Annotated in this window: 23 protein-coding genes and 1 riboswitch; of the genes, 14 read left to right on the top strand and 9 right to left on the bottom strand. The window is 34.6% G+C overall.

Annotated elements, in window-relative coordinates; translation table 11 throughout:
* Positions 1-7: 7 nt before the first annotated feature.
* The gene (locus tag BKP45_RS23280) at positions 8-130 is read left to right on the top strand and encodes a hypothetical protein (RefSeq protein WP_281243138.1); all 123 of its coding nucleotides are present in this window, start codon (positions 8-10) and stop codon (positions 128-130) included.
* Positions 131-438: 308 nt separating this feature from the next.
* Here BKP45_RS23280 and BKP45_RS08430 read toward each other — a convergent pair whose 3' ends face one another.
* Entirely contained in the window at positions 439-825 is a 387-nt protein-coding gene (locus tag BKP45_RS08430) for an SET domain-containing protein (protein ID WP_071389287.1), read from the bottom strand.
* 472 nt (positions 826-1,297) lie between these two features.
* On the opposite strand from BKP45_RS08430, the gene BKP45_RS08425 reads away from it, so the two are divergent.
* The 5 genes from BKP45_RS08425 (at position 1,298) to BKP45_RS08405 (ending at position 6,966) form a co-directional block, all read left to right on the top strand.
* Complete coding sequence (locus tag BKP45_RS08425) at positions 1,298-2,263, top strand: bile acid:sodium symporter family protein (RefSeq protein WP_071389286.1); 966 nt, start codon at positions 1,298-1,300, stop codon at positions 2,261-2,263.
* Between the two features lie 229 nt (positions 2,264-2,492).
* On the top strand, positions 2,493-2,741 hold the full coding sequence (locus tag BKP45_RS08420; protein ID WP_071389285.1) for a hypothetical protein: 249 nt from the start codon (positions 2,493-2,495) through the stop codon (positions 2,739-2,741).
* A 330-nt stretch (positions 2,742-3,071) separates the two neighbouring features.
* Positions 3,072-4,196, top strand: a complete 1,125-nt coding sequence (locus BKP45_RS08415) for a GerAB/ArcD/ProY family transporter (protein ID WP_084787751.1) — start codon at positions 3,072-3,074, stop codon at positions 4,194-4,196.
* Positions 4,193-5,779, top strand: a complete 1,587-nt coding sequence (locus tag BKP45_RS08410) for a spore germination protein (protein ID WP_071389284.1) — start codon at positions 4,193-4,195, stop codon at positions 5,777-5,779. Before BKP45_RS08415 ends, BKP45_RS08410 begins: the two co-directional genes overlap by 4 nt.
* 2 nt (positions 5,780-5,781) lie before the next feature.
* Positions 5,782-6,966 (top strand): Ger(x)C family spore germination protein, encoded by a 1,185-nt coding sequence (locus BKP45_RS08405; RefSeq protein ID WP_071389283.1) that lies wholly within the window; start codon positions 5,782-5,784, stop codon positions 6,964-6,966.
* Positions 6,967-7,126: 160 nt separating this feature from the next.
* Here the strand turns inward: BKP45_RS08405 and BKP45_RS08400 are convergent, their stop codons facing one another.
* The 7 genes from BKP45_RS08400 to BKP45_RS08375 form a co-directional block, all read right to left on the bottom strand.
* Positions 7,127-7,591, bottom strand: a complete 465-nt coding sequence (locus BKP45_RS08400) for a hypothetical protein (RefSeq protein WP_071389282.1) — start codon at positions 7,589-7,591, stop codon at positions 7,127-7,129.
* 374 nt (positions 7,592-7,965) lie between these two features.
* Positions 7,966-8,769, bottom strand: coding sequence for a sensor histidine kinase (locus BKP45_RS08395; RefSeq protein ID WP_071389281.1), 804 nt, complete (start codon positions 8,767-8,769; stop codon positions 7,966-7,968).
* A gap of 404 nt (positions 8,770-9,173) precedes the next feature.
* Positions 9,174-9,638: a hypothetical protein gene (locus BKP45_RS08390; RefSeq protein ID WP_071389280.1), complete on the bottom strand. Its 465-nt coding sequence runs from the start codon at positions 9,636-9,638 to the stop codon at positions 9,174-9,176.
* A 211-nt stretch (positions 9,639-9,849) separates the two neighbouring features.
* Positions 9,850-9,978, bottom strand: coding sequence for a cyclic lactone autoinducer peptide (locus BKP45_RS21515; RefSeq protein ID WP_084787747.1), 129 nt, complete (start codon positions 9,976-9,978; stop codon positions 9,850-9,852).
* A 2-nt stretch (positions 9,979-9,980) separates the two neighbouring features.
* On the bottom strand, positions 9,981-10,598 hold the full coding sequence (locus BKP45_RS08385; RefSeq protein ID WP_071389279.1) for an accessory gene regulator ArgB-like protein: 618 nt from the start codon (positions 10,596-10,598) through the stop codon (positions 9,981-9,983).
* Positions 10,595-11,425, bottom strand: coding sequence for a sensor histidine kinase (locus BKP45_RS08380; protein WP_071389278.1), 831 nt, complete (start codon positions 11,423-11,425; stop codon positions 10,595-10,597). The genes BKP45_RS08385 and BKP45_RS08380 overlap by 4 nt, the downstream gene beginning before the upstream one ends.
* 590 nt (positions 11,426-12,015) lie before the next feature.
* Positions 12,016-13,344: a DUF2254 domain-containing protein gene (locus tag BKP45_RS08375; RefSeq protein WP_139193787.1), complete on the bottom strand. Its 1,329-nt coding sequence runs from the start codon at positions 13,342-13,344 to the stop codon at positions 12,016-12,018.
* A 528-nt stretch (positions 13,345-13,872) separates the two neighbouring features.
* Between BKP45_RS08375 and glpA the strand changes: the two genes are divergently transcribed.
* The 5 genes from glpA to BKP45_RS08350 all read left to right on the top strand — a co-directional run bounded on the left by glpA (position 13,873) and on the right by BKP45_RS08350 (position 20,899).
* A complete protein-coding gene (gene glpA / locus BKP45_RS08370; protein ID WP_071389277.1) occupies positions 13,873-15,483 on the top strand; it encodes an anaerobic glycerol-3-phosphate dehydrogenase subunit GlpA in 1,611 nt (536 codons plus the stop codon).
* A 1-nt stretch (position 15,484) separates the two neighbouring features.
* The gene (locus BKP45_RS08365; protein WP_071389276.1) at positions 15,485-16,636 is read left to right on the top strand and encodes an FAD-binding protein; all 1,152 of its coding nucleotides are present in this window, start codon (positions 15,485-15,487) and stop codon (positions 16,634-16,636) included.
* A complete protein-coding gene (locus tag BKP45_RS08360) occupies positions 16,629-17,843 on the top strand; it encodes an anaerobic glycerol-3-phosphate dehydrogenase subunit C (protein WP_245747413.1) in 1,215 nt (404 codons plus the stop codon). The genes BKP45_RS08365 and BKP45_RS08360 overlap by 8 nt, the downstream gene beginning before the upstream one ends.
* A gap of 312 nt (positions 17,844-18,155) precedes the next feature.
* On the top strand, positions 18,156-19,544 hold the full coding sequence (locus tag BKP45_RS08355; protein ID WP_071389274.1) for a TldD/PmbA family protein: 1,389 nt from the start codon (positions 18,156-18,158) through the stop codon (positions 19,542-19,544).
* 2 nt (positions 19,545-19,546) lie between these two features.
* A complete protein-coding gene (locus BKP45_RS08350) occupies positions 19,547-20,899 on the top strand; it encodes a TldD/PmbA family protein (protein WP_084787743.1) in 1,353 nt (450 codons plus the stop codon).
* 218 nt (positions 20,900-21,117) lie between these two features.
* Here the strand turns inward: BKP45_RS08350 and BKP45_RS08345 are convergent, their stop codons facing one another.
* A complete protein-coding gene (locus tag BKP45_RS08345) occupies positions 21,118-21,639 on the bottom strand; it encodes a hypothetical protein (protein ID WP_071389273.1) in 522 nt (173 codons plus the stop codon).
* Between the two features lie 350 nt (positions 21,640-21,989).
* A riboswitch (purine riboswitch) is annotated at positions 21,990-22,090 on the top strand.
* 77 nt (positions 22,091-22,167) lie between these two features.
* Here BKP45_RS08345 and BKP45_RS08340 point away from each other — a divergent pair.
* From BKP45_RS08340 to pucD, 3 genes are all read left to right on the top strand, one after another.
* Positions 22,168-23,502, top strand: a complete 1,335-nt coding sequence (locus tag BKP45_RS08340) for a 5'-deoxyadenosine deaminase (protein WP_071389272.1) — start codon at positions 22,168-22,170, stop codon at positions 23,500-23,502.
* Positions 23,503-23,716: 214 nt separating this feature from the next.
* Complete coding sequence (locus BKP45_RS08335; protein WP_071389271.1) at positions 23,717-24,625, top strand: FAD binding domain-containing protein; 909 nt, start codon at positions 23,717-23,719, stop codon at positions 24,623-24,625.
* Entirely contained in the window at positions 24,612-26,897 is a 2,286-nt protein-coding gene (pucD, locus tag BKP45_RS08330; RefSeq protein WP_071389270.1) for a xanthine dehydrogenase subunit D, read from the top strand. The genes BKP45_RS08335 and pucD overlap by 14 nt, the downstream gene beginning before the upstream one ends.
* The last annotated feature ends 60 nt before the right edge of the window (positions 26,898-26,957 follow it).

Below are 26,957 nucleotides of genomic sequence, written 5' to 3'. Positions count from 1 at the left end.
ATCCACAATGAAAAAAGAACTAGAGCAAGCTGTTGAACATGCAAATGAGACAAATCCACGCTCACGTTCAGGCGGTAAGCCAAGCACATCAAAAAAAACAAAAATGAAAAAAACAAACAAACATAATTGATAATTCTGGATTTAGTAAATTTTAGAAATGACATTCTATTTCTAGTAATTGTTTACATTCAACTCAGTTATGTACTTATGAAAGTTCACTGAAGAGAACTCGTTCTAGCTTCGCTAGAACATCGGAAATTCAGATGGAGTCTCAACTCCACCTGAATGGGAGTTCCCACCTACGCTACGCTTAGAGGTGGGGGTCTATGACCCTTAAGAACAAATCCTTAAAAAAATAAAGCTTAACTTTCGATCAGTATGTGAAGTTAAGCTTTATTTCTTTATTTTACGTATAGCACAACTTTAAGCTATCTGTTATTACTCGTTTTTATCTTTAAGAAACCATAATGGCTCTAAATCATCAACTTCACCATTGTAGTTAATTAAGATTTCTTGGCCAGCTTTTATATCAGTATAAGCATAATATTCAAAGGTGTGGTTCTTAAAATTTATATCATAAGTTGCATTTGGTTCATAAGAGTGATTAAATAACATGCCATATCCTAAAACAACTGCAGTATGATTTTTCCCATACTCGTATACATAATCACTAAGAACCGTATGCTCGATTAAAATATGTTCTTCATTAGGATAGGGGATAACAGGCGCTTCGTGGATTAAGGTTCCTTTTTTTATATCTTGTGTTGCAAATATACCTCTATTGAATTCTCCATTGCATAACGTGGAAGTCTTTACCTCAATCATTTATGTCTCCTTCGTGTTCTTTTAATGAGTTGGTTCGTGTTATAATTTCTTATAAAAGCTAACAATTTATTATAACCTTAGCGTAATGCGTTGTCATTATTCGATAATAACAAATTTGAATATCTAAAATTTCATAATACATTATTTTCACACTAAGTAACTAGTCGTAGATTAGTGTAGCTCACTTTTGTAATTATGATATTCACTCTTTGACAAAGTTTTAAAAATATTACTTCAACCTCTAGAACCAAAAGTTATAATAATAAATAGAGAACTATGGAGCATAGTTTTTATAACATAATCATAATTTATAAATTTCTAACTTAGAAACTGTCTAGCTCCAGGCGCCATCGGCTCGATCACTTCAGCCCTACTCTTTCGGCCAAAAAACGACCGCTAGAGTAGGCCTTCCAGTGTTTGTCGCCGATAGGCGGGCGCCTTGCGCTTTTCTTATAATGGGGGATTTGCCTACATGTTAATACAAATGAATAAGGTTTTAGAAAAGGTAATGCCAGTGATTACTCCGACGGGTGTAGTTATTGGTGTACTTCTTACAGCTTGGTTGTTACCGTTAACGTTTTTAGTTCCATGGATTTTTGCGTTCATGACTTTCTCAGGAAGTTTAAACTCTAATTTTTTTGATTTGAAACGAGTCTTACTTCACCCTAAACCAATTCTCGTATGCTTTTTTATCCTTCATGTTATCATGCCACTAATTGCTCTAGGGATTGGCAAGATATTTTTTTATGATGACCCACATACGATTACAGGGCTTGTTATCGCATTTGTTATCCCAACAGGTATTATTAGTCTTATTTGGGTCAATATTTACAAGGGAAATGTCCCATTAACACTTTCAATTATTTTGCTTAATACTATTCTTTCACCCTTAATTGTTACTTATAGTTTAAAATTATTAGTTGGTTCGAATGTGAACATTAATCAATGGGGAATGTTGAACGGATTGTTTTGGATGATTGTCGCTCCATCCTTACTCGGAATGTTGTTAAATCAATTGAGTAAAGGGAAAGTAAAGGTGAGTTTAAGTCCTAAATTAGCTCCTTTTACAAAAATAGGACTTGGTATAGTCGTTGCAATTAATAGTGCAGCAGTCGCACCACATCTAGCGGATGTTAGCTGGAAATTAGCCGGTATCATTGCAACGATCATCATGTTATGCTCAACAGGGTATGTCATAGGGTGGTTAGTTATAAAAATCATTTTCCGTTGGGAATATGAAGATTTGGTTGCATTAACATTTAACACTGGAATGAGAAATATTAGTGCAGGAGCGGTTATTGCAATCACATTCTTTCCAGCTCCGGTTGCTATTCCTGTTATTTCAGCTATGCTCATCCAACAATTATTAGCATCGTTTAATGGTCATATGCTTCAGCGACTATCTAAAAAGGAAGCTGCACAAAAAGAGGCAGTTTAGTAAATTTATTTTAAAAAAGTGGTCATAGTTCAGACTACCATAAAATGCTCTGTTACTAATTAATGTTAACAACGTTTTCGTTTAGTTAAATTTTATTATAGAAAAAGCTGATACCGTAATTTGGTATCAGCTTTTTTGACAAGAAATTTTGCATAGTTTTAGAGTAAATAAGAAAAAATGGTAATAAGTCAATCGACAAATTTCAAAGATGTTCAGGAGTGGGAGCACCATGGTTACATTTATTTATATTCTCGTATTCGCAGGTCTTATTTTACTTTTATCCTTTTTAGATATGTTAGTTTACAAAGAACCTTTTATTCAAAGCTTACTAGCGTTATATTCTTTTGATATTGGAACAAGAAGAACGATTGTTGCCGTTCCTGCAATACTAGGTTTATTTATATGTGTGTTGACAGATTATCGCTTACATAAACAAAAAAAGAATAATAAATCATCCCCAAAAAAGGTTAATGTATGAATATAAGTAGCAGAGAACAAATTTCACTATGGCAACTTTTTGTTTTAATGATGACTATCTATTAGGGTCAACGATTGTTGTTGTTACCGTTTTTTTAAATCCGAATCCCTTTTTTATTTATTACTAATTGTAACATTAATCCAATAGAAACGAAAAAAATCAAAACAGCAAGCTGTTTAATTTAGCTCAAGTAATAGTTTATCATGCGTGTGATGTTTAATAGAGATGTTTCTTCTTTCACATATTTTATTAGAGAAGGGAAAACCTAATCATAATTCCAACATATACATTCTTTGTTAAGTCTGAATAAGGGATGAGAGGGTTCAACTTATGTATAAAATACAAAAAGAAAATATATCATTATGGCAACTATTTGTATTAATTCTCATCTTTACACTCGGCACGACCGTTGTTGTCGGTGGGGGGGCAGAATCGAAAGAAGATTTTTGGTTAACTGAAATGATTGCAATGGTTATTGGTGCTGTATTTGTCTTGTTTTATTATTTCTTCGTTAAAACATCAAATCAGAAAAACTTGTATGAAATAATTGATGAAACATGTGGGAGAGTTTTTGGTAAGTTATTAATTTTTGCATATGTCAATTATTTCTTCTATATATGCACCCGGAATATTCGTGATTTAGGCGAAATGATGAAAATAACGATTTTGCAGATGACCCCTCTTGAAATAATTGTTATTACGCTTATGGTTGTAGTTTTGTATATCGTATTCCAAGGAGTAGAAATCTTGGCTCGTGTCACCGAGTTATTTACACCGTTTATGATCACATCTATATTTTTAGTGTTTTTATTAATAATATTTTCTGGTCAAGTTTCGTTTGAAAATTTACAACCATTTCTTGCTGAAGGGTTTTCGCCGCTATTTAGGGATATTTATCCATTAAGAATGACGTTTCCGTATGGTGAACTTGTTGTGTTTACGGTATTGATGAGTTCGGTAAGTAATTTTAAGTACGTAGGAAAAGTAAGTGTAATATCTGTCATTTTTGCCGGTGTTTTTATTGTACTTTCTCAACTGTTTCAAATTGTAACTATTGGAGAAGAGATAAAAAATCGTACGATGTTTCCGCTTTTAGCAGCATCAAGAGAGATTTTTGTTCTAGAATTTATTGAACGAGTCGATATTCTTGTAGTATTTATTTTAATGCTTGGGATTATCATTAAGGTTAGTGTTTTCTTTTATGCTGGGTTGAAAGGGTTAGAGTCAATATTTAAGATTTCGTATCGTACCTATGTGATTCCAATTTCATTGAGTATACCATTTCTTTCAATTTTAAATGCAGACAACATTTATGAACACTTTGAAGAAGGTTTAGAAGTCGTTCCGTATGTACTACATTTACCATTTCAATTTGGAATTCCTATTGTCCTTCTTTTACTCGTATTACGAAAGAATAGGAAAAATAAAAAGTTGTTAGAAGGTGCGAAGCAATGAAATTATTTAATAGCATTTTAAAAGTAAAACCAAAACAGAGTATACATCAACCGAAAACGGCAAATGATCTTTTAGGTAATGAGGTTGAAGGGACTGAAATTTCTTCTGATCTTCAAAAAAACGAAGCTCGTTATAACCATTTGTTTAATAAAAACTTTGACTTTTTATTAAAACAAATCCATATCGGTGGTCAAGAAGGAATCATCCTTTACTTGAAAAGTATGGTGGATGAAAGCAAAGTGTCTGAGCAAATTATGGAAAGGTTGGCTCATACACAGGGACAAAAAAACACTATTTCATCTAATCAACAGTTGCTATCCTTTAAGAAAGATTACTTTGCTAGTGCTGATGTTGTTATTCTTGAATATGATCATGACGTGATTTGGCACGTCCTTTTAGGATATACAATCATTTTGATCTCGGGTATCAATTCTGGGTTAGCTATCAATACAGTTTCAAGTGAACAAAGAGCAATTGAGCAATCAAATACCCAAACGATTATTCGTGGACCGAAAGACAGTTTTACAGAATCTATAACTACCAATGTAAGCTTAATAAGAAGAAGAATAAAAAACCCGAAATTAATATGTGAGAATATCATCATAGGTCAGGATACTAAAACATCTGTTTGTATTACGTACTTAGACTATCTTGCAAGTGGAGAAATTGTTGAGGAAATTCGAAAACGTATTCAAGATTTAAAAATCAATGGTATTTTTGATTCGGGAAATTTAGAGGAGTTAATCAATGATCAGGTGGTCACCCCATTTCCCACGATTTATCATACCGACCGACCTGATACAATAGCCCAGTCTTTAATTGAGGGGAAAATTGCTGTTATCGTTGACGGCACGCCGTTTGTTTTGGTCATGCCAGTAGTAATAACAGATTTTTTTAAAGTGAGTGAAGATTATTATCAAGGTTTCCTTATAAGCTCTTTTGTGCGAATGATTCGTTACTTAGCTTTTTCACTTTCTTGGGTTTTACCGTCACTTTATATCGGACTAACAACGTTTCACCATGAGCTTATTCCCACAGCTCTAGTTTTTAAGATACAAGCCCAAAGAGAAGGAGTACCATTTCCAGCAGTTATTGAAATTTTAACTATGGAAGTCACATTTGAAATTTTACGCGAAGCAGGTGTACGAATGCCTAGAGCAGTCGGTCAAGCCGTATCCATTGTTGGCACATTGGTTATTGGTCAAGCAGCTGTTGAAGCAGGGCTTGTATCTAACCTCTTAGTAATTATCGTTGCTCTAACAGCAATTGCTAGCTTCGTGTCGCCAATTTATTCGTTTGGGAATGCATCAAGGCTTTTGCGCTTTGGATTACTGATACTCACCGCAGCTCTTGGTTTATATGGAATGATCGTTGGGATCATCCTTGTCATCACGCATTTGGCAAGTTTACGTTCTTTTGGTATACCATATTTAGCTCCTTTAGGTCCATTTATCATGGAAGATCAAAAGGATGTATTTGTTCGCTTCCCTATGCAAACTTTAAAAAAACGTCCCCATTATTTGAACAATCGTAATATAGCAGAAATGTCAGTAGATTCAAGTCAAGATGGTGGAAAATCTTGAGGATGGTACGTCTACTTTTGCTCATTGTAATATTGTTTGGATTATGTGGATGTTGGGATCGAACTGAATTAAATGAGGTTAGCTTTGTCTCAGGAATGGCGATTGAAAAAGGTGATAAATATCAATATTTATTAACTGTTGAAGCAATAAATGCTGAAGAATTTGGTGGTGAGACCACACAAGGAAATACTGGTACAATTACTTTTTCGGCTGAAGGAAATTTAATTGCCGAAATAAGTGATAAAATGAACGTCGGGTTAACAAGAGTGTTGAATTTTTCACATACTCGAGTGGTTGTGATTGACGAAGAATTGGCAAGGGAAGGAATAGCGCCTTTTTTACAATATATTGAGAGAAGTGCTGAATTTCGTAACGACTTTCATTTAGTGATTGCAAGAGGAGTAAAAGCGAGCGATATTATTGGTACGACTTATCCACTTTATCGTATACCTTCAATGAAGATGGATGCACAATTTAGATCGATGGAAGAGGAATGGGGCGGGTATCCCGAGCTTCGTTTAACAGATTTCACCCATAATATTATTTCAGAAGGTAGGCATTCAGTTGCTGCAGCTGTTACCGTTCAAGGCGACCCGAAAAAAGGAGATAGTGTAGAAAATAATAGAAAATCAGATCTTGATGCCATCGTTGTATTAAACGGGTTATCGTTATTTAACAAAGATAAGTTAGTGGGCTATTTAAATGTGGATCAAACACGAGATTATATGTGGACACGAAATAATATTAAAAAAACAACCTTGACTGCGACAACACCAGAAGGGAACTTTTTCGCTGTACAGATTTTTAATTCACATACTAGTCTTAAAACCGATTATAAAAATAATCGACCTGAAATTACCATAGATTTGATGATTGAAGGTGATTTACTTTCAGACGAAAGTGTAGTTCCGGTAGATAATCTAACTCGATTTGATTTAATGGAGGAAGAAACGAAAAAAGAAATTGAAAAAACTATCAAGGATACAATTACTCATGTCCAAGAAGAATTCGGGATCGATATTTTTGGCTTTGGAGATGCGTTACGAAGGCAGCATTACCAAAAGTTTAAAAAGGTAAAGGAAAATTGGGATGAGGAGTTTAAAAAGGCCGAAATTACTGTTCAGGCGAAAGTATTTTTACGTAGAGATGGTACTAGAACAAGAAGCTTTTTAGATGAAATGGAATAAATCGGTTGGTATCTAGTACCAACCGATTTATGTTGTTAAGTTTCTAATATTTATCCCACTCTCAAGGGACAGTAAAAACTCCACCTCACAAAACGTAAGAATATCGAAAAGTTTCGGTGCAGTGGTGATTAAGAACCTCTACACTGATTGAAATTTAGCTTTATCTTAATAATGGCATCTTAATTTTCAGATTAAATTTAAGTAACAGCAATGTTGTAAGTAGCATTGGTATTTGTACAGCGGCATAACTAATTAATGTTCGTAGCAATGGGCTAGCTAGAATTTGTTCGATGGTTATAGAGAATATTTGTAAATAAAGTAAAATAAATGCTATTTCAAATATATTTATTAACACAAATGCGATTAAACTAATAATAAATCCATTTATTAGTTTGAAGCGAAAAATAACAGCTACAAATAATGCAAATGCAATAAACGTTAGGAAAGGCTTTAATGTAATATTAATAAATAGTGTTAAGGTAAAAGCAACTCCACCATATAAAAATGAAAAAATAAGGATAGATTTAAGCTTATCTTTAATCGAAATTCCTAAAAGCATAAAAACGAGTGTAAGCAAAATGAATGCTTCTGGAATAGATAATAAAAATAAATTATACCAAGCCATGTGAATCTCCCTTCATGATGTATGTACATAAATTTTAATAAAAATCAAAAAAATGGCCATAATTTAATTTATCCCACTCTTAAGGTACAGTAAGGCCCCACCTTAAAGCTAAGAAAGTCGAAAAGCCTAGGTGGGGGATTAACTGCCCCTAAAGGTCCGATATAGAATAACTTTTATCAGCGAAAGCTGATAAAAGTTATTCTTATGCCCGTGGTATAAGTTAAACTAACAATCAGTGGAGGATGAAAGAAAACCCCCACTGATTGAAGTTCAGCTTTATTTACTAATTTAGTATTAAACGAAAACTTGTATAGTTTCATATGTGAGAAAAAGGCCCCCGTAGTGAAGCGGGACCTCTACAGCAATAGTAGCAACTAAGCCACGTTTTTCCCGTTATTTGGAAAACGGATTTCAAAAGAAACTAAATTATCATTATTATTTGTAACTAATATTCCGTTATATTTATTCGTTATCTCCTTGATGATCGTTAAACCGAAACCGCGATTTTCGCCTTTCGTTGAAAAACCCGACTCAAAAAATGTGTTATCAATTATTTTAAGGATACAAGTATTTTTCACATTAATGATTGACTGACCATCTAACTCGTAGATATCTAATGAGATTTTACGTTCATTAAACGGCAGTTCCAAGGTTGCATCATAGGCATTGTCTAGTAAATTACTAATTAACCGAATTAAATCTGTAGAAGAAATTTGTTTGACAATTTCTTCATTTTTCACATTTAGTTCAAATAAAATTTCTTCGCTTTGATATACATTCATTTTAGCAAATAAAATGGATGCAAGAATAGGACTTTTTATCGTTAACACTTGATTATTAATGCGAATGTCACCAATCATTTGCTCAATATAACTAGAGGCAGCATCATAACTTTTTATTTTTAATAATCCTGAAATAACTGTCAAGTGATTATTAAGGTCGTGGCGGTCAGAACGTACTGAAGCAACTAAAGAGCCAAATTGCTCCAAATGAGTCGCTTCTGTATGTTTAATTTTTCGTTTTTCTTCACGCTTATAAATGTTACTAAGAATAAAAATTGACAGCATATTTAATAAAATAATAATAATTAATTGAATTGGTACTCCTACTATTTTAAAGCTTTCACCAATTACAATAATAGATATGATAAAATTTGAAACTAGAAATATTTGTATCAATATGATGAATACTAAAAAAATAATACCCATTTGATTAACGTAAGATACGGCTTATTGAATTTGAAAACCATATAATAGCCATATATTCTCCTTTATAAAATAAAAGTCATTATCGCAATTTGTCGAAACGTACTTAATTATAAATCTAACAGAATTAGGATTATAAGTCTAGTAGGCTTACAAATGTAATTGTATTAAAAATTAAGAAAGCCACTCTATTAAATGAACGGCTTTAATAGAATGACTTCAACTGCCTATGTTTAATTGGGAAATTAATCAAACTGATTTGTACTTAAGGGGCATAGCCCCCACCTCTAAGCGTAGCGTAGGTGGGAACTTCCATTCAGGTGGAGGTGAGACTCCATCTGAATTTCCGATGTTCTAGCGAAGCTAGAACGAGTTATCTATCTTAATAAAGGTAATTTGATTTTAAGGTTAAATTTAAGTAGCACTAATGTTGTTATTAATATTGGAATTTGGACAGCGAAATAACCTGCTAAAATTCGTAGCCATGGGCTTGATACGATTTGTTCAATCGTAATAGGGAAAATTTGTACATAAAGCAAGATAAATATAATTTCATACGTGTGTAAAAAGAAGAATGCAATTAAGCTAATAATAAATCCATTTATTAATTTAATATGAAAAACACCAGCTACTAATAAACCAAATATAATAAACGTTATCAGTGGTTTTAATGATGTTTGCATATACGTACTTAATAGAAATGCAACTCCACCATATAAAAATGAAAAAATGATCATCGATTTAATATTTTCTTTAATAGCAATATTTACTAAAGCAAATGCTATTAAAATCATAAAGAATGCTTCTGGAACTGATAATAAAAAATAACTAAACCAAGCCATGTAAAACTCCTCTCATGTTGTAGAAATAATCACTTTTGTTAGTATACATGATACCCCGCCAAAAATCGACATTTTTTTCATGGTAAGGAGATTTTACAGGTGGAAATAGTAGTAAAATATTACTAGAGACTAAAATCTGACGATAAACTAATGTTTACATCGATTTAAGAATGCAAAAAAGGTCCAAAGATTTTGGACCTTAATTACATAATTATTTTGTTTCTTTTGGTAACTTTGGTTGATATAAGATACTACTAGATGCAGTACTAATCTCAGTTTTAGCTAGAAAAACAATAGCTGTTATGATGAAACCTACTACAACCTTTGCTGATTTTTTCATGATTAATTCACCCTTTCGATTAAATTTTCTATTTTATTTACAAATGAGTATGAATACGGATGGATCGTACTCATTTGAAATAAAAATCCTAAAATTGAAGCAAGGATTAATTCTAAAGAATAGGAATTCGTTAGTAAATAACAAATCAAAAATGACCAAATAACGATTGCGATAAAGGCATATTTCCTAAGCTTTTGTTTTTGTCTATCTGTAATTTGTTTGTAGAAGTGATTAGAAGGCGCAAACCTATAAGTTAAGATCAAACCTAGTAAAAAAGATATAATCAATAAACTTAACAATATCTGAAAATTTAAAAAAACAGCTAATTTCACTGAAAAGTATGAAATGCCAGTCATCATAAGAAGTCCGACAACTAAACAACGACCATAAGTAGAGTAGTGGTATCCACCAGTTAAAGTTCGAAACAGAACGAAAGTGAAAAGAACAGTGATCATTGGTTGAAGAAGGCCAAGAACTAGAGCTGTTATGAGTAGAACGATAAGCTTAATGAAACCTGAGAGGATGATTTCAATGCCGTAACGGAGGTAATCCACCTCATGTTTATTTTCTACAAGATCATATAATTTTTCAGCTAATCGCTGGCTTATGATACTGATCATCCTTTATTTTCTCCTTTCGCAAAAACTAGTTCAAACATAATGAGGTTATGAGTAGATTTAGTAACCAACGTTCCGTTATACTTTTTAGTGATTTCCTGGATAATCGACAACCCAAATCCACGATTTTCTCCTTTTGTTGAATAGCCAGCTTCAAAAAAGTTTTCATCTATACATTTCTTATCGCTAGTATTTTTAACAGAAATGATAGATTGATGATTGACCTCGTAAAGATCTAAATAGATTTTGCGTTCGTTTCGCGGTAGTTCAAGTACTGCATCATAAGCATTATCAAGGAGATTACTAAGTAATCGAATTAAATCTGTAGAGGAAAAATGATTAACTATATCTTCATTCGAAATAGTAAGTTTAAATAAAACATCTTCTTTTTGGAACTTATTCATTTTTGAAAATAACATAGACGCAAGTATTGGACTTTTAATTGTTAATATTTGATTATTAATAGAAATATCACCGATCATTTGTTTAATGTAATTACTGGCAGCTTCATAGTTTTTTATTTTCAACAAACCTGAAATGACCGTTAAATGGTTGTTCATGTCATGCCGATCAGACCGTACAGAAGTAACTAACGAACGAAATTGTTCGACATGTGTAGATTCTGTACTTTGAATCTTTCTTTGTTCCTCACGTTTATAGAGCTTTCCTAGTATAATAAGTGAAAGTAAATTTAATAAAACGACAAAGACCAAATGGACAGGTATACCATAGATTTCTAAACTATCATTGAATGCAATCATTGATGAAATTAAATGATAAATTAAAAGAATTTGAAACAGTAATATGATAACTAAGTAACTAATTTTCATTGAATGATATGAAATATGACATTTATCGATACATTATGAAACGATAAATGTCATATTTCCCCTCCCGTTTATATTAAAAGATAAGAATTTATAAAATTTATAACTTGTAAACTGTCTAGCGAAACGAGCCTTGGGAGTGCCAAAAATTAAAAGACACTATCGTAATATGTCGATATATATATTATAAAATCTAACAGAAATAAGACACTAAGTCTAGTGATTATAAGGTATTGACTATTATTAAAAGTGATTTTTTTTGGGGGAAATAATTAGAGGGTTATATTTTCTTGATAGATTTTAACGTGTTTTAAGTCGATTTTAATAGAAAGGTTCAATTTAAGAAAAGAAGTTTGAAAACACTAAAGATCATCTTAACTATTTTTTTCATGAATCACTGAAACAAAAAAGCCCACTCACATGATGAGAAGACTTATTGTTTATCCCGCTCTTAAGGGGCAATAAGACACCCACCTCAAAACGTAAGAAAATCGAAAAGTTTAGGTGGCGGATTAACTGCTCCAAAAGTCCGATATAGAATTATTAGCAATCAGTGGGGATGAAGGAAAACCCCCACTGATTGAAGTTCAGCTTTATAATGGTTTGTAGTCTTTTATGTGCCCAGTAACTTTTGCGAGTTGTTTTATTTTTTGATTGATATAGTTCCGATCCAACGATAACATTTTATCTTTTTCAATTCCTTCTATTACATACTTTGTAAATTCCCAAATGGAAGATTTAATCTCTTCAGAATTTGTTTCTGCTATCAGTGTAAAAGCTTTAAGACTTGCAGAGAGTACAGAAATATCTTGAAAACCATATTGTCTAATCTGATAAAAGCATTTATACAAATAGTTGTTAAAATTTGGTTTATCATAGATAACTCGTAAATTTCTGTTTTTATCGTGGTGATAGGATCTCGGTAAATGTTTACTACCAAGTTTTGAAAGGATTTTTCCTAGGTTTTCAATACAATTAATAGCAGTATTTGGATCATTGATACCAGAAGATAGAGCTCGCAGCGTAATCTCGACAATCTTCGTTAACCCAAAATCTATATTATCTATAGGGGCCTTTTCAGTTCCAATTGAAAAGTATTGTTTATATTGTTCGATATTCAGCTTTTCCTTTGTCCCCCATAAAGAAAGAAGTGGAGTATCATTGTCAACGTATTCACTGATATTTTTCTCGATTTTAATAATAATATCGTCTTTCGTTGCTTGTTCAACTAACCCTTCAATATTAATATGTTTAATATAACCAGCGTTAGTGAAGCTGATTTGTTGTGGTTTTTCTTGGGTAATTTCCTCAGTTTCCCAATCTTCCCAAGGAGCATCTTTATGATTTTCCCTTGCAGCACTAAGTGTACTCTCGATTTTTTGAATTGTGTTTAAAGTGATATGGTGAATGAGATTACTTACCTGTATCCAAGTCGAAACATGCCGGATAAAAAATACAAACACAATTAAACAAATAATTGAGAAAAGTACTGCAAACGAGGGAACAATGAACTGTGTGACGGAAGCTGTTTCTCTTAAAAACAATAACAAAAGAATTGAATAAATAAAGCCACCAACAAATATTCCCAAAACCCTTTGTGTATTTTTATCAGTAATGAAATTTTGAATCGTTCGTGGTGAATATTCAGATAAAAATGTCGTTAATACTACTAAAATCGTTGAGAATGTAATGGTAGTCATTGTAAGTAATGAGGCAGAGATTGAACTTAATATTGTTCTTGCTAAATCAATATCAATTAATAATACTGTAGGAATAAGCACATATGCGTTGTCAAAATTCATTAAAAATGGATCAACGTATAAGCTAAAAAATGAAAAAAGTACTGCTATAAATCCATATAAAGTTGGAATATACCAAAAATTTGAACGGATTTGTGTGAAGGACATTTTTAGATTATTCACCTTTTCACTTCCTTTTTTTACAGTAAAGCTCCATTAGTAATATAACAAAGAAGCTTTATTATCCATCCTTGCCGATTTTTAACGTTTTGATAATCGGTCTTTTACTTTTTATAAGGAAGATTTTATTACTAAAAAGGACCGATAAACATCTATATTTAGTAACGAACGGTTCAATGGAACTAAGTGCAGGAGTATCTATGTGTAGGATATAATGAAATTCATAAAAAGATAAAGCTGAACTTCAATCAGTGGGGGTTTTCCTTCATCCCCCACTGATTGTTAGTTCAACTTATACCACGGGCATAAAATAATCATTTACTTAAGGTTTCATCACTTTGTCATAATTAATTTAGTGGACCAAACACTAATTGTGGTAATCTTAAATCAAACATAATAGTTGGCCGGAGTATTGGAGACAGCCATAAAAACTCACAGGGATTTCTTTGGAATCCCTCTGTGGGTTTTTATGGCTTTTTGTATATTTAGTGATTTCCAATTACTTCCTAATAGAGTGGGGAGGGGACAATGATGAGACAGAGATTAGAAACAGAAGTAGTTGTTATTGGTGGAGGAGTGACAGGAGCAGGGGTGCTTCGTGATTTAGCTTTACGTGGGATTAGAGCAATTTTAGTAGAGCAACGGGACTTGGTACATGGGACGTCTTCGAGAAATCATGGTTTACTGCACTCAGGTGCTCGCTATGCAGTAGGCGATGAAGATGCAGCAATAGAAAGTTATTGTGAAAATTTAATTTTGAAAAAAACGGTTCCTGGATCTATTGAAGCAACTGGTGGTATTTTTGCAAAAGTACCGGAGGATGATGATGCCTATGTAGGTGAGTGGCTTAAGTCATGTGAAAAAGTAGGAATACCAGTTACCGAAATTCCAATTTCAACAGCATTACAACAGGAACCCTATTTAAATAAAAATGTTCAAGCGGTTTTTCATGTGCCGGATGGGGCAGTCGATCCATTTACTTTAACGATTGACGTTTGTGCTGATGCAGTAACTAGAGGGTCCAACGTTTTAACTTATAGTGAGGTTATTTCAATTAATAAATCAGCTAATAAAGTTTGTAGTGTTACTATTCGAAATCAATATACTGGTGAAGAAACGGACATTTATGCGAATTTATTTATTAATGCTGCAGGGCCATGGGGAGCAAGAGTTTGTGCACTTGCAGAAATTCCATTAAAACTGATCAATAATAAAGGAATGTTAACCGTATTAAATCATCGAATAAATAAACAAGTCATTAATCGCCTGCGTTTGCCTGGTGATGCAGATATATTCGTGCCTGCCCATAATGTAACCATTTTTGGAACAACTGGAAAAAATGTTAATAATCCCAATGATTTTACTTTGCAGCGTGAAGAAATGATTGAAATGTTAAAAGAAGGTAGTGCCTTAGTTCCAGAAGTTACACAGATGAGAATGATCCGTGCTTTTTGTGGCAGTAGACCTTTGTATCAAGATCATGCTGACCATGATTCTAGTGGGAGGAATGTAACACGTGGTATCGCTTTACTAGATCATCAAAAACGAGATGGGTTAGAAGGGTTTGTTACGATTACGGGTGGTAAATTAACAACCTTTCGCCATATGGCAGAAAAAACGGTGGATATGGCTTGCGAGAAATTAGGGATTTCGGCAACGTGTACAACGGCTGAAGAACAAGTTGCACATCGTGATGCTAAAGAATTTTTTAATGACATTCATCTTGCAACAGCTGCAAAAACGAAACTTCAGCATTGGGCAGGGGTAAATGCCAAAACGATTGAAACGTCGCTTAAAACAGACAGTGATGATCGCATTGTCGTTTGTGAGTGCGAGCAAATTACATGGGCAGAAATTAAAGCGGCTATGCCAGAAGGACGATTTAATCTTAGTGACATTCGTCGTCGGACTAGACTAGGTATGGGGCCTTGTCAAGGGACGTTTTGTAATCATCGTGTCGCAGCGCTTGCCGTTGAAAAGGGGATAGCAACTCAAGATGAAGCAAATTGGGCGTTAAATGAAGCTGTTCACAATCGTAAAAAAGGAATGGAAGTCGTAGCTACGGGACAAACGAGTAAGCAATTACAAATGATGGATACGATTTACCATGTTTCGTTAGGTGTTCGAAAGGGGGAGGAATAACATGTATGATGTGGTCGTTGTAGGTCAAGGATTAACGGGATTACTGTCAGCGATTTATGCCAAACAACAAAACAAAAAGGTGGCTCTTGTTGCTAAAGGGACAGGGAAAAATCAACAATCTACAGGTTTAATGGATTTATTACCAGGTTCTACGAAAGGTTTAGCTGAATGGTTAAAATATTTTGATTTTATAAATCAAGATAAAATCATGATCAAACATGGTATCAACCATTTTAAGTCGTTAATGGATCAAGGATCTTATCCATATTTAGGAGAAATTGAAAATCCAGTTCCTATTGTAACTGCTAGTGGTCATGTGAAGTATACAGCATTATACCCAAAATCAGTTACTCCAATAATAGAAGGTGGTTGTGTAGTAGTTGTTGGTTTTCACGAAATGATCGATTTTCAACCACAATTTATGAAAGGGAATTTGTTAACCGCAAGGCCCATGTTAACCGTTGAAACGATGAAGGTAAAGCTTGGTGCTTCTTCACAACGAACAATGACGCAGTTAGATGCCGCGCGTTTACTAGATCAAAAAGAAGTTCGTGAACGCGTTATTAACCAAATAAAGGAAAAGTTAAACGAATGTAAACTTTCTAAGGTAGATATGTTTATTTTTCCATCTGCGCTTGGTATTCAAAATTGGCAAGAGACGTTAGGTCAATTTAGAACGGAATTACACGCTGAAATAACCGAAGCCCCTGGTTTGCCACCTAATGCAAGTGCGGTACGTTTCGATGAAATTTTACGAAGGATGGCCACTAGATTAGGAGTACGTTTTTATTTAGATGCTGAAGTAATTGGATGTAAACTTCGGGCAGAAAGATTAACGCAGATATCAGTACGATCAAATCATCGACTTTCCCAAATAAAAGGAAACCATTTTGTTCTTGCTACTGGCGGAGCTTTAGGTGGTGGATTAGAGGTAACAACGACAAATATCAAAGAAACGGCATTACAACTTCCTGTAGATCATAATGGAGCATTCATCAAGAAACCAATCAATGTTTACCCAGTTGGAGCGGCCTTAGGCAAAAATGTTTGCTCTCATGGAATTACAGGTGGAATTTATTCCATCGTATCTAGTTACTCTACAAACTTACAAATACAAAAGATAGAACAAAATGGGGGATTACAGCATGCATGAATTAAACTTTCACGATGCTACATTTGAAAAATGTTTAAAGTGTCATGTCTGTACCGCAAATTGTCCTATTTCTAGTGCGTCAATAGACTTTGGAGGACCAAAACATTTAGGACCAGAACTAAAAAGGTTGACCGACAACCAACAGATCATTGATGATCATCGAATTGAACTGTGTACGTTGTGTGGTACATGTGACATCTCATGTCCAGAAAATGTTCATATATCAACACTTACCTCTTATTTGAAGGCGATTCATAATGAGCAACAAGGAACAAAATTTCGTGATTTTGTATTAGGAAATGCAGAATTAGTAGGAAAAATAGCGTCAGCTTTTGCGCCTGTGACAAATGTGACGATGAAGATAAAACCAATCCGAAAAATGATGCAAATGTTAATGGGAATACATGCCGACCGCCAGTTCCCAACTTATCAATTTCATCATTTTCATCGAAAATATAATAAGAAACAATCCAGTACGAAACGAAAAGTAGCTTATTTTGTAGGTTGTTATGCTACTTACAACGCACCTGAAGTAGCCGAAGCTTTTGTTAAGGTAATGGAGTACAATCATATTGAAGTAGCAATACCAGAGCAAAAATGTTGTGGAGTGCCGATGTTTGCGAATGGACAAATGAAACAAGGATTGAAAAATGCCACATACAATACAGATAAACTTCTAGAATATACTCGTCAAGGTTATGATATTGTCATGACGTGCACAAGTTGTACACTAGCTTTCAAGAAAGAATACACTTCCTTTTTAAGGACTGAAGAGGCAAACGAATTAGCAACGCATATTTATGATGCTAATGAATATTTACGCCAACTATATGACCAAGATGAATTGAATGTGGATTTTGCTCCAACGGAAGTGAAGGCAGCTTATTTCGCTCCTTGTCATATGAAAGGGCAAGGAATTGGTAATCCTACCATGGATATTTTGGAGTTAATTCCTGGCTACGAAATTCAAGATCTTGCTGCTTCTTGTTGTGGACAATGTGGAACCTTTGGGTTTAAAGAAGAAAAATATGAATATTCAATGAAACTAGGAAATGATTTAGCTGAAACTGTTGCCGAAGTAGATAGTGATTATACAGTTACAGAATGTGGAATGTGCAAAAATCAATTAAATCAAGTGACAAATAAACTAGTTAGACATCCAATGGAAATCATACTTGAGTCGTACGAAAAGGCCCACAATAGATAGAGGTAATCAAAAAAGATATGGACTGTTTTGTTCATGTCTTTTTTGTACTTTAAGTTTTACTTCGCTAAAGGGTTAAATTATAAAAAAGATACTTTATCGTCGAATCTATTTCTTTCATCTATTATTTTAGATATTCTAGAAGTACGTTGAAATGGAAGCTTCGATTCAACGTAGAGGTATCCATAAGATGTCATACCTCAATGAATGTTTTTTTTCGAACGAGAAAGTAAATTTATATTTTGAAACGGGTAAAAAGAACGTTCTTGTATTAAGGTGCTAATCAAACACCATGAAATTTAGGGAGGGGAAAAAATGCTTCATCAATCAATTATTGAAGATTTAATTACTGCAGCATTAAGTACAGGAGGCGATTTTGCTGAAGTTTTTGTAGAAGATAAAAGTAATACAAATATTTCACTAGTCGGTGGGAAAGTTGAAAAGTGTATCTCTGGTAGGGACTATGGGATTGGTATTCGAATTTTTCAAGGGGTTAATAGTGTCTACGCCTATACGAATGAACACGATAGAGATAAGTTAGTTAAAGTCGCTCGAGAAGCTGCACAAGCAATGAAAGGACAACCAAATGACGTCATATTAAATTTTACTTGTCGTTCATTCACAAACCAACATTCAATTGTACATACACCAAGGCAAGTACCGAAATTACAAAAAATAAATGTCATGAGAGATATCTATCAAACTGCAAAAAATTACCATGAACATATTTCACAAGTAACAGTTGGCTATCGGGACGAGCAGCAACGAGTACAAATCGCAAATTCTGAAGGCCGATTAGTCGAAGATGAAAGGATTCGTACTCGTTTAGCGATCCAAACAGTAGCAACTCAAGGGAATCAAATGCAAACGGGTTCTTATTCACCTGGTGCTCATAAAGGATTTGAATTATTAGAACAACTTGATTTAAAACATTACAGTGAAGAGGCTGCTAGAATTGCAGTAACAATGCTCCATGCAAAAGAATGTCCAAGTGGAAAGTTCCCGGTAATCATCGATAACGAGTTTGGAGGTGTTATTTTCCATGAAGCGTGTGGGCACGGATTAGAAACAACATCGGTTGCGAAGAAAAACTCGGTTTTTGCTGATCGAATTGGCGAGCGAGTTGCTCCAGAATTTGTGACGTATATTGATGACGGGACTTTGGCTAATGAATGGGGCTCTGCCAATGTAGATGATGAAGGTGAAATGACACGTAAAAATGTCCTTATCGAAAATGGTATATTAAAAGGTTATTTGGTTGATAAATTAGGAGCTAGACGAATGGGAACAACATCTACTGGTTCTGGTCGACGAGAATCATATAAATATGCTCCGACCTCAAGAATGACCAATACATTCATTGCACCTGGAAAATCAACACCTGAAGAAATTATTGCGAATACCGAGTTTGGAATTTACGCGAAGTATATGGGTGGTGGTTCCGTAAACCCTGCTACAGGTGATTACAATTTTGCGATAAATGAAGGATATATCGTTCGTAATGGGAAAATCGCAGAACCGGTTCGAGGTGCAACATTAATTGGAAATGGTCCGACAACACTTCAAAAAGTGGATATGGTTGGAAACAACTTGGCTCACGGGCAAGGAATGTGTGGGTCATCTAGTGGTTCAATTCCCGTAAATGTAGGGCAACCAATGATCCGTGTTAGTGAGATTACGGTTGGTGGGAGAAAGGGGAAATAATGATGGACATATTAAATTTTAAGAATAGCCTCTTTACCAAAGGAAAAGACTATGGTTTTTCAGAGATGGAATTGTATTATCAAAGTGGCGGCAAATTTAGTACAAAAATCTATAAAGGTGACGTTGATAGTTTTAGTATCGCAAATGTAGGTGGTGTATCATTTCGCGGTATTTATCAGGGGAAAATGGGCTATGCCTATACGGAAAAAATTGATGAAGAATCGATACAGTTTTTACTTGAGGAAGCAAAAGAGAATGCAACAATTATTGATAGTGAAGACAATGAAATCATTTTTTCAGGTTCGGAAAAATACGAAGAAATCGAATTATATTCTGAAAAATTAGCATCAGTAACGAATGAAGAGAAAATAAACTTGCTGAAAAAAATCGAAACTATTTGCTTTTCATTAAGTGACAAAGTAACAAGTGTTAATTATTGCTTACTAGAATCTGTAGCTTCAGAAAAAATGATTGCCAATACAAAGGGACTTGAAAAGTACGAAAAAGGGAATGTCGTGTATACGTATATTTCTGTCGTTGTAAAAGATGGAGAGGATATTAAAACTGCATCTAAGGTTACATTAGCGAGAGATTTTTCAACGTTTGACGCAACTGCACTGGCAACTGAAGTAGTTGAAGAAGCACTAAGTACTCTAGGGGCAACTTCGATCGCTAGTAAAGATTACCCCATAATTTTAAGAAATAAAGCAGCGGCTGCATTATTACGAGTGTTTACTCCTTCGTTTTCAGCGGATAACGTTCATAAAGGTAAATCAAAACTAGCAAACAAATTAGGTAAAAGTATAGCAAACTCATACGTTACCATTGTTGATGATCCTTTTTTAAAGAGTGGTTTTATGAGTCGATCTTTTGATAGTGAGGGGGTTGCGACACAACGGTTACAAGTCGTTGAAAAAGGTGTCTTAAAAACGTATTTACACAATTTGAAATCAGCGACAAAAGATCAAATACCTCCTACAGGTCATGGTGCAAAGTCTTCTTATAAAGGAACAATGACGATAGCTCCTTCTAATTTGTTTATAGAGCCAGGAGAAAAAACATATGAACAATTAGTAGCATCTGAAAAAGAAGCGATTGTGATTACGGACTTACAAGGTCTCCATTCAGGAGCAAATGCAATTTCTGGTGACTTCTCATTGTCAGCAAATGGGTATGTTGTAAAAGCTGGAGTTATTGAACGGCCTGTAAACCAAATTACTATCGCTGGAAATTTTTATACAATGTTAGAAGAGATTGAGACTGTTGCTAATGATTTAGACTTTGGTATGCCATCAGGAGGGTATATTGGTTCTCCATCATTAAAAATTAAAAGACTAGCCGTATCCGGGGAGTAGTTAGTGGGAGATTAAATTTATATATAGCGGATAAATGGCGACTGAGATTTTTGCTAAACCTTCAATCAGTGCGGAAACTCGTACTGATTGAAGGTTTTATATGTGAATGATCACCCAAAAGGAAACGTCTTATTAGGGTGTCAGCTCTTTCTCAATCAATGGAAACGTAAAAAAATTACCAGGTTTTGTCAGTGAGTGTTAGGCATGCTCTAAAAAGACTACTTTTCCATCCTTATTGTGATGGCTTTGATAAGATCTTCTAAAGGCTCATCAAACAAATCGGTAGTTAGGTTGTCTAAATATATCGTACCTTGGTCTGGGATATTGCCATAGACTTCACTTGAAAAATAAGGTGCAGAAAAATACTCATAATCATTGTTTGAATAAATGAACTTCCCATTGATGCATCTAGTAAACTGGCGGAATAGCTCATCGATCAAAATTTCTTCATAATCTAAATTTAGTGATTTAATCTCTTTCTCAATCTGTTCAAATAAGAAATTAGCTTCTATTATATTGGTTTCTTCGGGGTTAATTTTATCAAAAGAACTATATTTAAGAACATTAGCATAAACAAGAAAATCAACACGTTGTCTTAAGTTATTCCAAAATTCATTTGAGTCAATAATCGTTGTCATAATATTTCCATACTCGCGCAAGAAAGACGTATTGAATAGACGGCTTCTAAGTGATTTGGCATACGTAGGTTTATAATTACTTTGGATTTTTTGGTAAATCATCATATCAACTCCTTCATGTTATTATTTTTGTTACGTCATTTACTGAAGTTTCATAACGTTATTGCCGCGTCTATTAGATTCTATTAAGAGTAATTAAAAGTTACGCCTATTTTTCTAGAAAAAATTTAAGTATCATGTTGCTATAGTAATCAAAGGTTCTCAAAAGGGATTGAGTTTTTCAATATCTCTTTTCCAAGTTGGAAAATTTTGAAGCTAGCGTAATAAAGAAACGGTCACCAATAACAGTAAACATCGCATGTTTCAATAAGCGTTTGGTACTGAATTATATTTGAGATATTTTCTACCATTTTTATAGTTTAAATGTCAGTTTCGATTTATGATTGACTCATAAGTTTAATACGTTACTATTTCGTATAACCTCAAAAATATGGTTTGGGGGTTTCTACAAGGCACCGTAAAAGACCTGGCTACGAAAAATATTCCTAAAGGGTTTATTTTTGCGGTCAGGTCTCTTTGACGTTCGCAAATAACCTTAGGCCCTATGTATTACTAATGAGGTGAATATAGATGGCAAACTTGTTAATTAAAAACATAGAAATCGTTACGATGAATGAAAAAAACGATATTTTTGTTGGGGATATTTATGTTGAAGATGATTTAATCAATCAAATAGGTGAGAATTTACCGATCAGTCATGCAGATAAAGTCATTAATGGTAAAGGCAGAACAATCATCCCAGGATTTGTTCAAACACATATCCATTTATGTCAAACGTTATTTAGAGGAAAAGCAGATGATTTAGAGTTACTAGATTGGTTAAAGAAAAAAATATGGCCACTCGAGGCTGCTCATGATGAAGAGTCCATATATTATTCTGCTCTATTAGGTATTGGTGAGTTAATACAAAGTGGGACGACGACGATTGTCGATATGGAGACAGTACATCACACAGATTTTGCTTTTCAAGCAATTGCTGCGAGTGGTATTCGTGCATTATCAGGTAAGGTCATGATGGATAAGGGAAACGAAGTACCTAAAAATTTACAAGAAAATACAATAGAGTCAATCCAAAAAAGTGTTGATTTACTTGAAAAATGGAACATGTATGATCAAGGTCGAATTAAATACGCTTTTTCACCACGATTTGTAGTCTCTTGTTCTGAGGAATTATTAAAAGAAGTGAGTAGATTATCTAATCTTTATCATGTTTATGTGCATACTCACGCATCAGAAAATCGGGGTGAAATTGAAATTGTCGAGTATGAAACAGGTATGAGGAATGTTACGTACCTAGACCATCTTGAACTAGCTAATGAAAGGTTAATTTTAGCGCACTGTGTCTGGTTAGATGAAGAAGAAAAAAGAATCATCAAAGAAAAAAAAGTAAATATAAGTCATTGTCCTGGTTCAAATTTAAAGCTAGCTTCTGGTATTGCTAATGTACCGAACTTATTAGACCAAGATATTTCAGTTAGTTTAGGTGCGGATGGTGCCCCGTGTAATAATAATTTAGATATGTTTAATGAAATGAGACTTGCTGCGCTTATTCAAAAACCTTTTCACGGACCTACAGCCATGGATGCACAAACCGTTTTTAAAATGGCTACGATTGGTGGAGCGAAAGCCGTAGGGATGGGCAATGAAATTGGTAGTATCGAAGTTGGAAAAAAAGCAGATCTTGTCATTTTAAATTTAAACGATTTTCATACGTATCCTATGTTTGATGTGAATCCTATTTCAAGAATTGTTTATTCTGCGACACGTGCCGATGTTGAGACGACAATTATTAATGGAAAGGTCGTTATGGAAAATAGAATTATGAAAACTATGAATAAAGAAGATGTATTAGAAGGGGCTAATCGATCGATTAAAAGATTGATAAAAAAAATGCCAAATATTTAATAGTAGTTACTTACTTTTTGCTCAAGAGAACTCGTTCTAGCTTCGCTAGAACATCGGAAATTCAGATGGAGTCTCAACTCCACCTGAATGGAAGTTCCCACCTACGCTACGCTTAGAGGTGGGCGTCTATGACTTAACTACAAATCAGTTTGATTAAAGTTTAAAAATAGACTGGGTCTTCACTTTTATTTTTTACAATAAAGGAGGCTATTCGATGGTAACGAGATGTAAAGTATGGAGACCAAAGAACTTACAAGAAGCTTGGAGCATTCATAGCCAAACTGGAATTGACCAAAGTTGTTTTGTCTCAGGGGGCACTTGGCTTCGAACACAGTGGGAAGCAGGGTTGCTTAATTCACCTTCAGACATTATTAGTCTGGAATCTCTTGAAGAATTGAAGAAAATCATTGTGCAACGAACTGAAAATAATCAAGAGTTTGTAAAAATTGGATCGTCAACAACAATAGCTGATTGTATTAAAAATCCAATTTTACGTAAAAATACAGAAGCTTTAGTTATGTCATGTGAAAAAATTGCCGCACCATCGATACGTAATCAGGCAACTATTGGTGGAAATATCCTTACAGCGGTAGGCGATACATTACCTGCATTATTAATCTATGATGCGGAGTTAACTTGGTATGATGGGAAGCTATTTGAGTCGGAGTTATTAGAAAAATGGTTGATCACCCGTCAGTTTGAACCTCATAAGAATGAAACTAGGTTGCTAGTTCATATCAACATTCCTCTCGAAGAAAATTCAAAAAAATCATTCTATTTTCATAAAAAAATAGGAAGAAGGAAGACGTTCACACCAGCGATCGTTTCTGTTGCTGGAAAAGGAAAAATTAATAACCTGAATAATTTTCAATCTGTTACATTAGCGGTTGGAGGTGGGTCTTCATTACCGATAAAGTTATTTGAGGCCGAACGAGTACTCAACGGCTTTCCGTTTTCATTGTCGTTATTGAAAAAGGTTCATACTGCTATTTTCGATGAATATGTGGTAGTTTCTGATGCGTTCATGACTGACCAATATAAAAAAACAGTTGCAGCAAATCTTATTACGGCTGAATTGTGTAATATAGTGGAACAAGGTGGTGATCAAAATGCGGTTGGATAGTGAAAATAGAGGAGAGAAATGGAAAATTCGACCTGATGGAGAAGAAAAAGTAACGGGGAAACTTCGCTATTTAACGGACCTTACTTTACCTGAAGTCCTCTATGGAAAAGTACTTCGAAGTGGTATCCCTCATGCTCAGATTTTATCAATAGACATAAGTAAAGCCATCGTCTACGAAGGCGTCAAAGCTGTTCTTACACACTCTGATATACCGGGAATAAACGGATTTGGTATTGCACAACCCGATCAACCTGTATTTTGTGACAAGCATGTTCGCTATGAAGGTGATGCGATAGCCTGTGTTGCCGCAGTGACTGAAGAAATTGCTACCGAGGCCTTAAAGTTGATCAGAGTAGAATACGAAGAATTACCAGTACTTAGTTCTCCAGAAGCCGCACTTGTACCCACCGCACCAAAGCTACATGAGAACGGTAATATTCTCCATGAAACGAAATATTTTCGAGGAGATATTGATGCTGCATTCCAAATCTGTTCAATTATTGTAGAAGAAACCTATATAACTCCACGTCAAATGCATACGTATTTAGAGACGGAAGGGGGCCTATTCGTTCCTTCAGATGGAGGAAATATAGAAATATATGCTCCAACTCAGCATGGCTATAAAGATCGTATGCAATTAGCAAGAATTTTAGCCATTCCCGAAGAAAAAATTCGTGTGATTTCAAGTCCAATAGGTGGTTCATTTGGTGGGAAAGATGAGTTAAATGTCCAACCGTATGGAGCCTTATTGGCACTTCATACTGGGATGCCAGTAAAAATGCATTTTTCAAGATGGGAATCTGTAAAAGCTGGGTTAAAGCGTCATCCGATGAAAATAAAGATGAAAACTGGAACAGATTCACAAGGGAAAATTATTGCTCATCAAGTCAAGATTTTATCTGATACGGGCGCATATTCAACGTTAGGAGCTCCCGTATTAAACTTTGCAACCGAACATTGTATCGGTCCATATCAAATACCAAATGTAAAAGTGGATGGAAAAGCCGTTTATACGAATAACGGTGTATCGGGTGAGTTTCGAGGATTTGGAGGAAACCAAGTAATTTTTGCTTTAGAAGGTCAAATAGACCGTCTAGCTGCTAAGGTAGAGCTAGATCCATGGGAATTTCGATCTATTAATTTACGAAAGAAAGATGATTTAGGTCCACTTGGACAAAGAATTGTACCTACAACTGGAGCATCTGATGTATGGGGAAAAATACAAGAATCAGACTTGTGGAAAAAGAGATTTGAGAAACCTAACGTAAAAAAACCATGGGCCCGCCGTGGGGTTGGTGCAGCTATGGCGATGCATGGTTCTGGTCTCGGATACGGTCTCCCTGATCACGGCGGAGGTACTATTAGATTAAATAAAGAAGGGAAAATTGAAGTAGCATTTGGTCATGAAGAAATGGGGCAAGGGTTACTTAGTACGATCGAAATATTATTGATAGATCATTTTCAATGTAGTAAAGACGATATAAGTATTATTATCGGAGATACAGATCGAGTTCCGGTAAGTGGTTCTTCTACTGCATCAAGAACTACGAACATGGTTTGGCAAGCTTTAAACCATTTAAAGCCACCATTTTGTAAAGCATTATTTGAAGCAGCATCAAATCTAACTGGTATTGAAATGAAAAAACTAAGAACCGGACCTGGAGGGATTTGGATTGACGTGGCTGACCAATCAAAATGCGTAATAACTTATCAAGAACTCGCTAAAATAAATCATTATGAATGTTCACGAGAATTCCATTTTCCCACTACACCTGATCCTATTGTTGGTGCTCATTACCTTTATACTTGTACGGCTGTCGTTTGTGAAGTAGAAGTAAACTTGCTCACAGGGATGGTAGACGTTTTCAAAATTGATCATGTAGTAGCAGCTGGTCCTGTAGTGAATCCAATGGGCTACTTAGGTCAAATAGAAGGTGGTGGGATCATGGCTCTCGGTTTTACTTTACATGAAGATGCTGTCATGGATGTCGCCCAGTATGTGACGAAAAATCTGGATACGTATTTGATACCAACGATTTTTGATGTCCCCGTTAGCCAATCTGTAGAGGCAATCGAAAAACTGTTGCCAGATGATCAGTACGGACCCCGTGGTGTAGGTGAAGTTGGTACAGTAGCACTTGCACCTGCAATTGTAGCTGCAATTAATCAAGCTACAGGGAAATGGTTGACAAAATTACCAGTAAAACCGGAGTCGCTCCTCGAACCTATTTTCAGCAAGAAAAGCGCTGAAGCTAGACAGTTTCCAAGTTAGAAATTTATCCCACACTTAAGGGGCAAGTAAGACCCCCACCTCAAAACGTAAGAAAATCGA

The organism is Anaerobacillus alkalidiazotrophicus, from assembly GCF_001866055.1.
This window is presented reverse-complemented; position numbering and strand designations above follow the sequence as displayed.

Excerpts from the sequence above, each read along its gene's own strand:
- BKP45_RS08385 (WP_071389279.1), bottom strand. The coding sequence starts at position 10,598 with ATGATCAGTATCATAAGCCAGCGATTAGCTGAAAAATTATATGATCTT.
- BKP45_RS08430 (WP_071389287.1), bottom strand. The coding sequence starts at position 825 with ATGATTGAGGTAAAGACTTCCACGTTATGCAATGGAGAATTCAATAGA.
- pucD (WP_071389270.1), top strand. The coding sequence starts at position 24,612 with ATGCGGTTGGATAGTGAAAATAGAGGAGAGAAATGGAAAATTCGACCT.
- BKP45_RS08425 (WP_071389286.1), top strand. The coding sequence starts at position 1,298 with ATGTTAATACAAATGAATAAGGTTTTAGAAAAGGTAATGCCAGTGATT.
- BKP45_RS08365 (WP_071389276.1), top strand. The coding sequence starts at position 15,485 with ATGTATGATGTGGTCGTTGTAGGTCAAGGATTAACGGGATTACTGTCA.
- BKP45_RS08345 (WP_071389273.1), bottom strand. The coding sequence starts at position 21,639 with ATGATTTACCAAAAAATCCAAAGTAATTATAAACCTACGTATGCCAAA.
- BKP45_RS21515 (WP_084787747.1), bottom strand. The coding sequence starts at position 9,978 with ATGAAAAAATCAGCAAAGGTTGTAGTAGGTTTCATCATAACAGCTATT.
- BKP45_RS08335 (WP_071389271.1), top strand. The coding sequence starts at position 23,717 with ATGGTAACGAGATGTAAAGTATGGAGACCAAAGAACTTACAAGAAGCT.
- BKP45_RS23280 (WP_281243138.1), top strand. The coding sequence starts at position 8 with ATGAAAAAAGAACTAGAGCAAGCTGTTGAACATGCAAATGAGACAAAT.
- BKP45_RS08410 (WP_071389284.1), top strand. The coding sequence starts at position 4,193 with ATGAAATTATTTAATAGCATTTTAAAAGTAAAACCAAAACAGAGTATA.
- BKP45_RS08340 (WP_071389272.1), top strand. The coding sequence starts at position 22,168 with ATGGCAAACTTGTTAATTAAAAACATAGAAATCGTTACGATGAATGAA.
- BKP45_RS08360 (WP_245747413.1), top strand. The coding sequence starts at position 16,629 with ATGCATGAATTAAACTTTCACGATGCTACATTTGAAAAATGTTTAAAG.
- BKP45_RS08420 (WP_071389285.1), top strand. The coding sequence starts at position 2,493 with ATGGTTACATTTATTTATATTCTCGTATTCGCAGGTCTTATTTTACTT.
- glpA (WP_071389277.1), top strand. The coding sequence starts at position 13,873 with ATGAGACAGAGATTAGAAACAGAAGTAGTTGTTATTGGTGGAGGAGTG.
- BKP45_RS08400 (WP_071389282.1), bottom strand. The coding sequence starts at position 7,591 with ATGGCTTGGTATAATTTATTTTTATTATCTATTCCAGAAGCATTCATT.
- BKP45_RS08355 (WP_071389274.1), top strand. The coding sequence starts at position 18,156 with ATGCTTCATCAATCAATTATTGAAGATTTAATTACTGCAGCATTAAGT.
- BKP45_RS08380 (WP_071389278.1), bottom strand. The coding sequence starts at position 11,425 with ATGAAAATTAGTTACTTAGTTATCATATTACTGTTTCAAATTCTTTTA.
- BKP45_RS08350 (WP_084787743.1), top strand. The coding sequence starts at position 19,547 with ATGGACATATTAAATTTTAAGAATAGCCTCTTTACCAAAGGAAAAGAC.
- BKP45_RS08415 (WP_084787751.1), top strand. The coding sequence starts at position 3,072 with ATGTATAAAATACAAAAAGAAAATATATCATTATGGCAACTATTTGTA.
- BKP45_RS08390 (WP_071389280.1), bottom strand. The coding sequence starts at position 9,638 with ATGGCTTGGTTTAGTTATTTTTTATTATCAGTTCCAGAAGCATTCTTT.
- BKP45_RS08405 (WP_071389283.1), top strand. The coding sequence starts at position 5,782 with ATGGTACGTCTACTTTTGCTCATTGTAATATTGTTTGGATTATGTGGA.